At 56.2% G+C, this 12,751-nt stretch carries 12 protein-coding genes; 6 read left to right on the forward strand and 6 right to left on the reverse strand.

Going from position 1 to position 12,751, the window contains the following annotated elements; translation table 11 throughout:
- Window positions 1-13: 13 nt before the first annotated feature.
- From ACG1BZ_RS22690 to ACG1BZ_RS22715, 6 genes are all read right to left on the reverse strand, one after another.
- The gene (locus tag ACG1BZ_RS22690) at window positions 14-1,549 is read right to left on the reverse strand and encodes an alkaline phosphatase (RefSeq protein ID WP_413663795.1); all 1,536 of its coding nucleotides are present in this window, start codon (window positions 1,547-1,549) and stop codon (window positions 14-16) included.
- Between the two features lie 265 nt (window positions 1,550-1,814).
- Window positions 1,815-2,189, reverse strand: coding sequence for a gamma-butyrobetaine hydroxylase-like domain-containing protein (locus ACG1BZ_RS22695; RefSeq protein WP_413663796.1), 375 nt, complete (start codon window positions 2,187-2,189; stop codon window positions 1,815-1,817).
- 5 nt (window positions 2,190-2,194) lie between these two features.
- Window positions 2,195-3,511, reverse strand: coding sequence for an ATP-dependent protease ATPase subunit HslU (gene hslU / locus ACG1BZ_RS22700; protein WP_282930670.1), 1,317 nt, complete (start codon window positions 3,509-3,511; stop codon window positions 2,195-2,197).
- A gap of 73 nt (window positions 3,512-3,584) precedes the next feature.
- Complete coding sequence (gene hslV / locus ACG1BZ_RS22705) at window positions 3,585-4,124, reverse strand: ATP-dependent protease subunit HslV (protein WP_108734993.1); 540 nt, start codon at window positions 4,122-4,124, stop codon at window positions 3,585-3,587.
- Between the two features lie 165 nt (window positions 4,125-4,289).
- Complete coding sequence (locus ACG1BZ_RS22710) at window positions 4,290-4,868, reverse strand: SPOR domain-containing protein (protein ID WP_413663797.1); 579 nt, start codon at window positions 4,866-4,868, stop codon at window positions 4,290-4,292.
- 82 nt (window positions 4,869-4,950) lie between these two features.
- Window positions 4,951-7,164, reverse strand: a complete 2,214-nt coding sequence (locus ACG1BZ_RS22715; protein WP_413663798.1) for a primosomal protein N' — start codon at window positions 7,162-7,164, stop codon at window positions 4,951-4,953.
- A gap of 353 nt (window positions 7,165-7,517) precedes the next feature.
- Here ACG1BZ_RS22715 and rpmE point away from each other — a divergent pair, with 353 nt between their 5' ends.
- From rpmE to ACG1BZ_RS22745, 6 genes are all read left to right on the forward strand, one after another.
- Window positions 7,518-7,730, forward strand: a complete 213-nt coding sequence (gene rpmE / locus ACG1BZ_RS22720; RefSeq protein WP_108734996.1) for a 50S ribosomal protein L31 — start codon at window positions 7,518-7,520, stop codon at window positions 7,728-7,730.
- Window positions 7,731-8,112: 382 nt separating this feature from the next.
- Window positions 8,113-9,366 (forward strand): malic enzyme-like NAD(P)-binding protein, encoded by a 1,254-nt coding sequence (locus ACG1BZ_RS22725; protein WP_108734997.1) that lies wholly within the window; start codon window positions 8,113-8,115, stop codon window positions 9,364-9,366.
- Window positions 9,367-9,496: 130 nt separating this feature from the next.
- Window positions 9,497-9,928, forward strand: a complete 432-nt coding sequence (locus tag ACG1BZ_RS22730) for a hypothetical protein (protein WP_413663799.1) — start codon at window positions 9,497-9,499, stop codon at window positions 9,926-9,928.
- A gap of 40 nt (window positions 9,929-9,968) precedes the next feature.
- Window positions 9,969-11,597: a glutamate--cysteine ligase gene (gene gshA / locus ACG1BZ_RS22735; RefSeq protein ID WP_413663800.1), complete on the forward strand. Its 1,629-nt coding sequence runs from the start codon at window positions 9,969-9,971 to the stop codon at window positions 11,595-11,597.
- Between the two features lie 34 nt (window positions 11,598-11,631).
- Entirely contained in the window at window positions 11,632-12,234 is a 603-nt protein-coding gene (locus ACG1BZ_RS22740) for an ACP phosphodiesterase (protein WP_413663801.1), read from the forward strand.
- Window positions 12,231-12,722, forward strand: a complete 492-nt coding sequence (locus ACG1BZ_RS22745; RefSeq protein ID WP_282930663.1) for a disulfide bond formation protein B — start codon at window positions 12,231-12,233, stop codon at window positions 12,720-12,722. The genes ACG1BZ_RS22740 and ACG1BZ_RS22745 overlap by 4 nt, the downstream gene beginning before the upstream one ends.
- The last annotated feature ends 29 nt before the right edge of the window (window positions 12,723-12,751 follow it).

Below are 12,751 nucleotides of genomic sequence, written 5' to 3' on the forward strand. Positions count from 1 at the left end.
GAATTACCCCCAGTTATTCTTCTGTCAGCGACAGGTCGGTCGCAGCAGTCATCACGTGGAAGACTGCACTCTGCTCCAGGCTACCTTGTACCCGCTCGGCGCCGGCGCCGATAGCGTGCAAGCTGATATCCTCGCCCGCATGGCTCTCAGACTCCAGGTGCACCATTGCTTCCTGGTGGAAGCCCGGCGCCTCGGTATCCACGCCGGAGAGATCTTTGCGTCCGGTATCGGCGGCGATATCGTAGCGCTCATCCGCGTCGGTATTTTCACCTAAATCGGCATAACCCAGGCCATTGGCATAGCTCAGGGTGGTGTAAGGTTTACCGTCCGCAGCGAGACCTTCTTCCGCTTCTGCGGCACCGCTGCTGTCATTCTCAACCACTTTACCGAGTATCGGGTTACCGCGAGTCGGATAGCCGGCGATAGTCATCACATGGCTGTGGTCGGCGGTCACGAGGATCAAGGTGTCCTCAAGATCCACTTTATCCAAAGCAACCTGTACCGCATCCGCAAAGGCGATGGCATCGTGCAAGGCGTTATAGGCATTACCGGCATGGTGGCCGTGGTCGATACGCCCGGACTCTACCATCAGGAAGTAGCCATCGCTGTCTTTTTCCAACAGCTCGATGGCGGTATCAGTCATCTCGGCAATGCTCGGCTCATCGCTGTCCTTGGCGATGCGATCCGCATCGTAACTCATGTGGCTGCTGGTGAAGAGCCCCAATAACTTATCGGTGGAGGCAATGTCGACGCCTTCCAGCTCGGACCCACTCTCCACGTACACAGCAGTCTGCTCGCCGTCATAGCGCTCCAGCCATTCACTGGTCAGGTCGCGGCCATCTTCTCGCTTGCCATCGTTGTCGGTGGTAACAAAGTTGCGGCGGCCACCGCCGAGCATGACATCGATACCGTCGCCGGCAGACATCTCAACCATCTGCGAGGCGATATCGGAACAATCACCCTCGGCGGAATACTCCCAGTTGCGCTCCGGGCTGCGCGAGTAAGTGGCTGCGGGCGTGGCGTGAGTCAGGCGCGCAGTGGAAACAATGCCGGTGGCCTTGCCACGGCTCTCCACCATTTCCAGGAAGGTGTTTAACTCCTTACCCTCAGTGCTGGCGCAATCAGCTCGCAGTGCATCGCCGTCGATATTAATTACACCGGCGCGGGTTTTTACACCGGTCATCATAGCGGTCATGGTACCGGCAGAATCCGGGGTCTGCTGATTGGTGTTGTAGGTTTTGATCAGTGCGGTATGCGGAAACTCTTCAAAAGAGAGTGCATTTTCTTCGCCGCTCTCACCGACTAGCTGGCCTTCAAGAATACGGGCGGCGGTTAGTGTGGAAATGCCCATTCCATCGCCGACGAACAGAATTACATTCTTCGCAGTTTTTGCCTCTCGGGAAAGCGAAGCGCGCTCTTCCAATCGGTCAGCACTTTCCGTGTACCAGGCACTATTGGTTTGGTAGTCGGGCAGGGTTGCCGCTGAAACAGCGGAAGCGAGAGGAATCAGACAAAAGGCGCTCAGTGCGCGGACAATTGTTTTTGCCATGGGGGCCTCCGAAACTCGTTAATTTGGCGAGCATTAGAGTTCCAAAATGTGACAAAAGAATTACGCGCCGGTTACGTTGTTAATATCTTTGCTCTGAAAATCAATGAATATCAAAGAATTACGTAAACTTGACAATATTTGGCAAAGACGTACCAAAAATTAATTATTTCGGTAATAAATTATTGAGAAGAGTGGGGAGATATTGAGAGAGAGAAGGGTGGAACCGCCCCCTGGGGAGCGGTTGTCATTACCGATCAATTTGCCACTAGCCGATAAACTTCACCACACTCTCATCCGGGTCGCGGCCCTGACCAGCATCGCGCAGACGCTGTAGGTAAGCCTCCCAGTTGGACGAATAGTTTTCAGCTAGTTCGTGCAAATACTCCCAGGTAAAAATACCGGTGTCGTGGCCATCGTCGAAATCGATTTTTAGCGCATAGCGGCCAGCCGCCTCCACCGTATCGATACCCACATGCATTTTGCCACTGACCAGCACCGGTTCGCTGGCACCGTGGCCACGCACTTCGGCGCTGGGGGAGTAGACGCGCAGGTACTCTGCCGGCAAGGTAAATTCAGCATCGCCAAATACCAGATGCAGGCTTTTCTCTGCGCGATTTAATCGGATTTTTTGCGGTTTCATTATATTTACAAAATAAAACGCGACAGGTCTTCGTTCTGGCTCAACTCGCCCAGATGGCTGTCCACATAGGCGGCATCAATGTTCAGCGAAGTATTGCCATCGCCCGCATCAAAGGAAATTTCCTCCAGCAAGCGCTCCAATACCGTGTGCAGACGGCGTGCACCGATATTCTCGGTGCGCTCATTCACCTCGAAGGCCACTTCCGCGATGCGGCGAATACCGTCTTCACTAAATTGCAGTTCCAGCCCCTCAGTGGCCAGCAATGCTTTTTGCTGCTCGGTAAGGGAAGCGGACGGCTCGGTGAGGATACGCTCAAAATCTGCGGAGCTCAGCGAATTCAATTCCACGCGAATGGGCAGGCGACCCTGCAACTCGGGAATCAGGTCCGAGGGCTTGGACAGGTGGAAGGCGCCGGAGGCAATAAACAGGATGTGATCGGTTTTAATCATGCCGTACTTGGTGTTAACCGTGCTGCCTTCAATCAGTGGCAGCAGGTCGCGCTGTACCCCTTCGCGGGAAACATCGGCACCGCCGCTCTCCTGGCGCTTGGCGACTTTATCGATTTCATCGATAAATACGATGCCATTCTGCTCAGCAGCGCGGATCGCACGGGTCTTAACGTCTTCGTCATTGACCAGCTTGGCCGCTTCCTCGTCGGTAAGCTGCTTGAGGGCCTGTTTCACCGGCAGCTTGCTCTTGCGGGTCTTGCCCTGGGACATATTGGAGAACATGCCCTGAAGCTGGTTAGTCATTTCCTCCATACCGGGAGGGGCCATAATCTCAACGCCCATAGGCGCAGCGGCCAGATCCACCTCAACCTCTTTGTCATCGAGATCACCTTCGCGCAACTTCTTGCGGAATAGCTGGCGAGTGCTGGAATCCTTATCGGTGGGCTCGGTGGAGCGCGCCGGCGGCAGCAGGGCATCGAGGATGCGCTCTTCTGCTGCGTCCATAGCGCGCTGCTCAACACCAGCCATGGCCTGCTCGCGTTCCTGCTTCACTGCCATCTCGACAAGATCGCGGACAATCGACTCTACATCCCGACCGACATAGCCCACTTCGGTAAATTTAGTCGCCTCTACCTTGATAAAGGGCGCGTTCGCCAGTTTAGCCAGGCGGCGGGCAATTTCCGTCTTACCCACGCCGGTAGGGCCAATCATCAAAATATTTTTCGGCGTGATCTCGGCGCGCAGGTCTTCACTAACCTGCATACGGCGCCAGCGGTTGCGCAGCGCAATGGCTACCGCACGCTTGGCCTCCTGCTGGCCGACAATATGGCGGTCGAGTTCGTGGACAATTTCTCTGGGTGTCATCTGGGACATACAAATTCCTGCAAAAATTCTTGCGGGGGCTTAAACAGCCCGCCAGCCGGTCACTCTAGGGTGTACCCGGTAATCAATAAGCCAGTTCTTCGATGGTGTGGTTCTGGTTGGTGTAAACACAGATATCACCGGCGATCTTCAGTCCCTGCTCCACAATAGAGCGGGCATCCATATCGGTATTGTCCAGCAGCGCGCGGGCTGCCGACTGGGCGAAGGGGCCACCGGAACCGATAGCAATCAGGTCGTCTTCCGGCTGAATCACGTCGCCATTACCGGTCACAATCAAACTGGCAGTGGAATCGGCAACCGCCAGCAGGGCCTCCAAGCGGCGCAGGGCGCGGTCGGTACGCCAATCTTTGGCCAACTCCACAGCGGCGCGGGTCAGCTGGCCACCGTGGGCCTCAAGCTTGGCTTCAAAACGTTCGAACAGGGTGAAAGCGTCTGCAGTACCACCGGCAAAACCGGCAATAACCTTATCTTTGTACAGGCGACGCACCTTGCGTGCATTGCCTTTCATAACGGTGTTGCCCATGGACACCTGGCCGTCGCCGCCAATCACAACTTTGCCGTTGCGGCGACAGGATAAAATAGTAGTTCCGCGATACTGTTCCAATGGAGACCTCTCGGATTGCGCGTGTACTCTGGCAGCGGGCATCGAAGTGCCCGCGCCGGGGAATTGTCTTCAGACTAGGTAAGTGAGGACGGTACGCGCCGATTTCAATAAGAGAGGTCACAATTACTGAGTGGGGCAACACACCTTAATAAACGGAATTGATGGTCACTGGGTCGCCGGGCGTTTTAGCACCAGCGGCATCAGGCGATGCTCAGCCAATGTTTGGCGCGCTTTGGCCATCCGGGAGCGGTTGCTGTAAGGGCCCACCAATACCCGGTGCCAGGTACCCCGGCTATCGGTGGCCGATTCCACTTTGACATCCAGGTTGGCCAGGGTCAGCTCAACGCGCAAGCGCTCCGCTTCAGAGGCATCGCGAAACGATGCCGCCTGCAGGATATATACCTGTGCCGGGGTGCTGCGATCGGGTTCCGATGAGCTACTGTTCTGGGAACTGTTGGTGGAGTCACTGCGGCGCGCCGGTTGTGCCACTTTGGGCGGGGGTACCGTGACTTCGTTTTCTTTTAATTTTGTATAAAAATCAAAACGCGGTTGAGGCGATGTTTCCTCTCGCTGCTGCACCGCCTTTGGCTTAATGCTGCTTATTCCCCGGCTGTCCTTGTCCATGCCCTGAAGAAACAGTACGGCCACCGCAAAGCCACCGACAAAATTCCCCAGGACAAACCAAACCCATGCGGGTTTGCCTGCGGCTTTTTTACTGCGGCGATTACTGGTGCGACGGCTCATCGAAAATTTCTTCCCTGCAAGGTTTTAGCGGTTTGTGAATTGTACCGCCAATTTAGTGCCAGGCGCGTAACCCAGCGCATATTCACGATAATTCCTGCGCATCCATATCCACAGCCCAGCGCAGGCGGCGATTTTTATTGCCCTCCGCCCAGGCACACACTCGCGCCAGCAGCGGCTGTAAGTGGGCTCGGTTTTGTGCGGTGACCTGAATATAAAACCGGAAGCGCCCGGATTTGCGCTCCAGTAGTGCCGGCACCGGCCCCAGATACTGGATCTGCGGCGATGGGGGTGCCAGGGACTGCATAAAGAGTCGCGCATTTTGTAGAAACTCTTCAGCCCAACCAGGCTCTTCACACTCCGCTCTCACCAGTGCCATAGCACTCGCGGGAGGCAACTGTGCAACCGTGCGATCCCTCAGCAACTGGCGCGCAAAAGCGCCATAGCCTTTTTCCAGCAGCAATTGTAAAAGCGGGTGCTCGGGGAAGCGGCTCTGAACCAATACCCGCCCACTGAGACTGCCGCGCCCCGCACGACCCGCCACCTGTTCCAATAACTGGCCGGTACGCTCTGGCGCGCGGAAATCTGCGCTGAACAGGCCGCCATCGGCATCCTGGATCACTACCAAAGTGACCTTGGGCAAATGGTGCCCCTTGGCCAGCATCTGGGTTCCCAGCAACAGGCAGGGCTCGCCCTCTCGCGCCGGTGCTAACAATTTATCCAGGGCCTGTTTGCTCGCCGTGGTATCCCGGTCCACACGTATCACTGGGTAGTCGGCAAAGCGACGGGCCAACAGTTCCTCGCTGCGTTCCGTGCCGGCACCCAGGGCCGAGATCGAACGGCTGTGACATTGTGGACAGCTATCAACCAGCGGGCGGCGGTAATCGCAGTGATGGCAGCGCAACTGGCGTTGCCGCCGGTGCATAGTCAGCTTGCTCGAGCAGTGCGGGCAATCCGCCAGCCAGCCGCAATCATCACAAGTCAACGCGGGGGCAAAGCCGCGCCGGTTGATAAACACCAGGGCCTGCTCACCTCGCGCGAGGGTATCACCGATATGGCGAAGCACCTGGGGAGAAAATCCCTCTTCCAAAGGCTCCCGCAGTGTCGGTACTACGTGAATTTGCGGCGGTTTGGCATCGCCGGCGCGATAGCGCATACGCAGGTGTTGATAGCGCCCATTCAGAGCGTTGTGCAAGGTTTCCAGAGAGGGAGTGGCCGAACCCAAAACCACCGGCACATTATTATTGCGCCCCAAAACCACGGCCAAGTCCCGGGCCGAATAGCGCACACCGTCCTGCTGTTTAAAAGAAGCATCGTGTTCTTCATCGACAATCACAACGCCGAGCCTGGGCAGGGGAGTCATAATGGCTGAACGGGTGCCGATCACAATATCTGCCTGCCCACCCGCTGCCGCCAGCCAGGATTGAGCGCGCTCGCCGTCGGCCAAGCCAGAGTGCAGCGCTGCAATACTGTGCTTGGGAAATCGTGCGGCAATACGCCTCAGCGTTTGCGGCGTAAGTCCAATCTCCGGCACCAATAACAATGCCTGGCGGCCGCCATCCAGAACCCGCTGCATCAGGCGTAGATAAACTTCGGTCTTGCCACTGCCGGTGGTGCCCTCTAGTAGTGAGGCAGAGAAGCCGCTGCAATCGATACTGTCGAGCACCTGTTGCTGTTCGCTGTTCAGCTCCGGAGCCGGTGTGCTCTCTGCAGCGGGCAATGGCGCAGGTACGGTAGGGCCTGGAATCCACTCCACCAGGCCGCGATCCTGCAGGGCTCGAATCACGGGGGTATTGTGGCCGAGGGTCTTAAGATGGGTTCGGCTCTGCTTGCCATCACTCAACAGCAACTGGAACAGAGCCTGCTGCTTGGGCGCGCGTGCCAGTGCAGTTTTCGGTAAGCCCTTTCCCTCTGTCGTGAGCTGAAGCCACTGCTCCGCCCAATGATCAGACGGCTTACCTTTGCGCAGTGCCACGGGCAGGGCAGCGGCGTAGACCTCGCCGAGGGGCGCCTGGTAATAGTCGGCAATCCAGGACAGCAGCTTGCGGCTGCCATCGCCAAACAAAACCTCTGAATCCACCAGTTCCAGCGCTGGCTTCAAACTGCTGTGCGGCGACTCCTGCACTATATCCAACAGTACTGCCACTAACTTGCGCCCGGCAAAGGGCACCCAGAGGCGCTGGCCGGGCCGCAGTGACTCCGGCGACAGTCCCTCTGGCGGCAAATAGTCAAACAAGCGCCTCAGGGGCACGGGCACTGCCAGCCTTAAAATGACTCTCTGTTGGACTGACTCCTGCACCTGGCCCCCACTCACTCAAGCAAAAGGCGCTAGTGTAATGGCAGATGTGGCAAGTTGCAGGGCTTCGTCGGGGATAATGACTGTTAAGGAGCCTCTGAATAACTCCGTAAGGCCGAATTGGCGACTTAGGCGTCACAGAGGAATTAGTTAGGTCAATTGTTATCAAAGCTATTGTGCAATGCTAACAAGTGGCCATCCTCAGTTGTTTCGCCACCCAATTGTGCTTGAACCGCGACATTAATCTGATAGTATGCGCCGACTTTTTAAACAGCCTGGAACCATACTGGTTCCTGCACCAATGACGATGCCGTGCTCGGCAAAAGATCGAGTGGCGGTTTCGAAAAGAGGCAATCATGAAAGCAGATATCCATCCTAACTACACCGACATCTCCGCTACCTGTTCCTGCGGCAATGTTGTAAAAACCCGTTCCACTCTGGGCAAAGACCTGCAAATCGACGTTTGCTCCCAGTGCCACCCTTTCTACACTGGCAAGCAAAAGCAGGCTACCACTGGTGGTCGTGTTGACCGTTTCAAGAAGCGTTTCGGCAGCCGTATCGGCAAATAATCCGGGCTCTTCGCTCGAGTGGGCCCGCCGCTTGCGGCAGGGTCCATTCCAAAAAGGCACCTCGCACTGCGATGGTGCCTTTTTTGTATCTATTCATTCCCCATCATACCCAGCAGCCGTAAGCGTCTGTGTACAAAATCAAAATCGACTTGAATCGCTTAACCTTACCGCTATTGGCGACCATTTTATCCTTATAAATCAAAATATTGCGGCTATTTATCCCGAAAATCGTCGACAAGCACGATAAAAATAGAAGTCCGTACCATATATTGCAGATTTTCACGCTTGTAGCGCCAAGCTTCCCTCGGTTATTCTCTGGCCCCCGCAGTAACCGGGATAACACTTAAGTGTTGTCCACAGTATTCGAGAGAAAAGCCCCCAAATGACGGATTCATTGCGCCAGGCAGCGCTCGATTACCACGCGCTCCCCAGTCCCGGCAAACTTTCAGTAGAACTGACGACCCCTGCCGAAACCCAGGAAGACCTGTCCCTGGCTTACAGTCCCGGCGTCGCCGAACCGGTGCGAGAAATCGCCAAGGACCCAGAAGCAGCCTATCGATATACCGGCAAAGGTAATCTGGTAGCAGTCATTTCCAATGGCAGCGCCATTCTCGGTCTCGGCAATCTGGGCCCGCTGGCCTCAAAACCCGTGATGGAAGGCAAGTCACTGCTGTTTAAACGCTTTGCCGATATCAACTCAGTAGATATCGAAGTTGATGCCAGCAGCCCGGAGCAGTTTATTCAGACCGTGGCCTCGATCGCCAACACCTTCGGCGGTATCAACCTCGAAGATATTAAGGCGCCAGAGTGCTTCCATATTGAAGAGACCCTAATCGAGCGCTGCCCGGTACCGGTTTTCCACGACGATCAGCACGGCACCGCCATTGTGACCGTTGCCGGTATGCTCAATGCTCTGGAGATTCAGGGTAAGAAAATTAGTGAAGTGCATATGGTCTGCCTGGGCGCAGGTGCCGCTGCGACCGCCTGCTGCAAACTGCTGCTGGCTGCCGGAGCGCGCAAAGAGCAGATCACCATGCTCGACAGCCGTGGGGTTATCCACTCGGGTCGAACGGATATCAACGCCTACAAAGGTGAGTGGGCACGGGATACCGATATGCGCACCCTCGACGATGCCATCGCCGGTGCGGATGTATTCCTTGGTGTGTCCGGCCCGGACCTGCTCTCCGCCGAGCAGCTACAGCGCATGGCCCCAAAACCGGTGGTCTTCGCCTGCTCTAACCCCAACCCGGAGATTAAACCCGAGCTGGCTCACAGTGTGCGCGACGACCTGATTATGGCCACAGGCCGTTCCGACTACCCAAACCAGGTTAACAACGTCCTCTGCTTCCCGTTTATTTTCCGGGGTGCCCTGGATGTTCGCGCTGCGCGCATTAATGAAGAGATGAAGCTGGCAGCGATCGAGGCGATCCGCAAAATTGCCCACCTGCCGGTACCGGATTCAGTGCGCGAAGGTTATGGCGGTATCGAGCTCAGCTTCGGGCCCAACTATATCCTGCCCAAGCCAACCGACCCGCGTTTACTGCCTGAGGTGGCTTCGGCCGTAGCTCGAGCAGCCGTAGACAGTGGCTGTGCGCGCCTGCCCTACCCGGACAACTATCCCCTGGAAACCCTGTAAAGATCACAGATTTCCTCACTTAACCCGTTAGAGCAGGCATTTACCGCTTTCGCTCTAACGGAGTTCTTGAGCCATAAAGCCCCCGTCGCTAAACTGCCTTTCTGTCACAGCATCAAAGTTGCCCAACATAATGAGTCATGTGTACGTGCTGACCAATCAGCACCAGCAGTTCCTGAGTAAAAGCGGCGAATGGACCGATGGCCGCGAGCCGAACAAACTGTTTCGCAGCGAGCATAAAGACGTCGCTATCAACCAGATGTTCGAGGCTAATACTCGCAATGTGAGCCTACGCATTGAATTGCTACTGTGCGAACTCAGCATTAAGGGGCAGCCCCAGATCCCCGAGGAAGCTCTGGCACCGGTATCCAGTGATGTGAGTCAGGGTGACCCTGAAATCACCCCCTCAACACCTGAGGAACTGCCAGAGCAGGCCAACCCGGAGATAGAACCCCAGCCTGCGCCTGAAGCCGCACCGGAAGAAGCGCCTGAGGTTGCCCCGGAACCAGCGCCCGCTGAAACGCCCGCACAGCCTGACGAAAACAAATCTGAATCCGCCGCCTGAGCGCCAGAACATTCAGCACCGGCACAGAGAGTCGCCCGAGATGGCAGCGATAAAGAAGCGTTCCGGTAGTACCAAGGAGATTCGAGTGCCCATTTCCCACCTGGCCGCGCTATCGCAAGCCAAACCAGCCCAACTGCTCAAAGGCATCCTCCGCGGTGTCGAGAAAGAGAGCCTGCGTGTCGCTCCCGATGGCGCCCTTGCGCAAACGCCGCATACCACAGCACTGGGCTCCGCACTTACCCATGAAAGTATTACTACCGACTTCTCTGAGGCCCTACTGGAATTTATTACGCCGCCAGTAGCGACCCCAGAGGAAGCGTTACAGGTCTTGGACCGTATCCACCGCTACACCTACAACCAGATCGGTGACGAGCGCCTGTGGGTTAACAGCATGCCCTGTGCGATTGGCGAAGATAAAGATATTCCCGTTGCCCGCTACGGCAGCTCTCACAGCGGCACAATGAAAACTATTTACCGGCTGGGCCTGGGGTTGCGCTACGGCCGCGCCATGCAGACTATCGCCGGTATCCACTACAACTTTTCGCTTCCTGAAGAGTTCTGGCTGTGGCTGCATGAAATCGAAGGCAGCAGTGAGGATTTAAAGAGTTTTAAAACCCGTCGCTACTTCGATCTAATTCGCAATTTCCGCCGCAATTACTGGTTGCTGATTTACCTGTTTGGCGCCGCACCTGCGGTATGCGCTTCTTTTGTCGATGGCCGCGAGCACAGTCTTGAGCCCTTCAATGGGGATGACCACACTCTGCACGTGCCCCACGCTACGTCCCTGCGTATGGGCGACCTGGGCTACAACAGCAACGTGCAGCAGTCACTGGTGGTTTGCTACAACGACCTGCGCAGCTATTTATCGACGCTCTGTTCAGCGATCAGCAGTTCCTACGGCCCCTACCAGGAAATGGGGGTTAAAAATGAAGGCGGCGACTACCAGCAATTGTCCACAGGCATACTGCAAATCGAGAATGAGTTTTACTCACCGATCCGTCCCAAAAACCCCGCCAAACGCGGCGAAACAGCGCTGTCTGCCCTGGATAATCGCGGTGTTGAATATGTTGAAGTGCGCTGTCTCGACCTGAACCCCTTCGCCCCCCTGGGAATTGACGCCCAGCAGATGCGCTTTCTCGATAGCTTCCTGCTGCACTGCCTGCTCACTGACAGCCCCAAAACCAGTGATGCCGATTACCGCAGTACCCAGGAGAACCAACAGCGTATCGTCTACCGGGGTCACGAACCGGAACTAACACTGCTGGATAACGGTGGCGAGCGTAAACTGAGCGACTGGGCCACCCAATTATTGGAAGAGGTCGACTCAGTGGCAGAACTGCTGGATAACGCCTGGGGCGGCTCGCAATACCGCGGCTCAGTGGGCGTGCAGAAGGCCAAGGTGAAAGGGGATATCCTCACACCGGCACAGCAGATACTGGCAGAGATGCGCGAACAAAACATTACCTTTTCCCAGTGGGCTATGGATAAAGCCGAACAGCACCGCCGCTACTTCCTGGAACGCCCTCTGGACAGCGACTATCTGCAAGACTTCTTACAGCAGGCAGAAACCTCACTGCTCAAGCAAAAAGAAATTGAAGCGCAGGATAGCGGTACTTTTGAAACATTCCTGAGCCGTTACTATGCCCAATACAACTGCTGCCAGGACTAGCGGCTGATACAGTGCCGCAGCCTGAGCGAGGCTTATGAACTATCTGGCACACCTGTTACTGTCCGGGCCCAATCCGCGCTGGCGACTGGGCGGGCTCCTGGGGGACTTTGTTAAAGGCCCCCTGGATGACAGTTGGCCAACGGATATTGAGCATGGTATTCGCCTGCACCGTCGCATCGATGCCATCACCGATGCTCACCCGGCCTACCGGGATGCCCTGTCACAACTGGACCCGCGCTGGCGTCGCTATGCCGGTATCGCACTGGATATATGGTTTGATCACCTGTTGGCAGAAAACTGGCAGCAGTGGCACTCTGAGGCGCTGGATGAGTTTTGCCGGCGCTGTTGGAGAGACTTTCATTTCGACAGCCGGTATATTCCGCCACGCGCAATGGCATTTATTGAGCGCGCCGAGCAAATTAAGCTGCTGCAAAGTTACCGCGAGGAGCGGGTAATCGAGCTGACCCTGGAGCGGGTTGGACAGCGGTTGCGCCGCCCGGTAGCACTGCAGGAGCTACTGCCTGAACTTATCGCCGGGCGGAACAAACTGGAAAGCAATTTCAATAAACTATTAACCGACTTGAATCTCGAAGCGAACCGCTTTCGACAGCACTATTCAGGACCCGAATTACCATGACCTTACCCAACCCGCGCATCACTTTTCTTCTGGTCTTCCTAATGGTGGCCTTTTTACTCGGCTCCGCCTTTTATCTCGAGTACGTGCAGGGGCTGGAGCCTTGCAAATTGTGTATTACCCAGCGGGTAATGCTATTGGGTGTTGGCGTAGTTTCGTTGATCGCATTCCTGCACAACCCTGCCACCATTGGCCGTCGTGTCTACGGCCTGCTGGTATCCCTATGGGCAATGGGTGGTCTCTACTTTGCCGGTCGCCAGCTTTGGCTGCAAAGCCTGCCGGAAGACCAAGTGCCGGCCTGTGGTCCAAGCGTCAGCTATATGATTGAAGTTTTCCCGATGGCCGATGTGCTCAAGGCGCTGCTGAGCGGCGATGGCAATTGTGCTGAAGTACAGTGGACCATGATGGGCCTGAGTATCCCCGGTTGGGCCGCTATCGGTTTTGCCGGTCTGATCCTGTTCGGTGGCTGGCAAGCATTCCGCAGAGCTTAACAATCTCCGGCGGCTTTACCGGCCGCCAT

The organism is Microbulbifer sp. CNSA002, from assembly GCF_047324085.1.
Taxonomy (GTDB): Bacteria; Pseudomonadota; Gammaproteobacteria; order Pseudomonadales; family Cellvibrionaceae; genus Microbulbifer.

Coding starts and splice junctions, on each gene's coding strand:
- ACG1BZ_RS22690 (WP_413663795.1), bottom strand. CDS start 1,549: ATGGCAAAAACAATTGTCCGCGCACTGAGCGCCTTTTGTCTGATTCCT.
- ACG1BZ_RS22695 (WP_413663796.1), bottom strand. CDS start 2,189: ATGAAACCGCAAAAAATCCGATTAAATCGCGCAGAGAAAAGCCTGCAT.
- hslU (WP_282930670.1), bottom strand. CDS start 3,511: ATGTCCCAGATGACACCCAGAGAAATTGTCCACGAACTCGACCGCCAT.
- ACG1BZ_RS22710 (WP_413663797.1), bottom strand. CDS start 4,868: ATGAGCCGTCGCACCAGTAATCGCCGCAGTAAAAAAGCCGCAGGCAAA.
- rpmE (WP_108734996.1), top strand. CDS start 7,518: ATGAAAGCAGATATCCATCCTAACTACACCGACATCTCCGCTACCTGT.
- ACG1BZ_RS22725 (WP_108734997.1), top strand. CDS start 8,113: ATGACGGATTCATTGCGCCAGGCAGCGCTCGATTACCACGCGCTCCCC.
- ACG1BZ_RS22730 (WP_413663799.1), top strand. CDS start 9,497: ATGAGTCATGTGTACGTGCTGACCAATCAGCACCAGCAGTTCCTGAGT.
- gshA (WP_413663800.1), top strand. CDS start 9,969: ATGGCAGCGATAAAGAAGCGTTCCGGTAGTACCAAGGAGATTCGAGTG.
- ACG1BZ_RS22740 (WP_413663801.1), top strand. CDS start 11,632: ATGAACTATCTGGCACACCTGTTACTGTCCGGGCCCAATCCGCGCTGG.
- ACG1BZ_RS22745 (WP_282930663.1), top strand. CDS start 12,231: ATGACCTTACCCAACCCGCGCATCACTTTTCTTCTGGTCTTCCTAATG.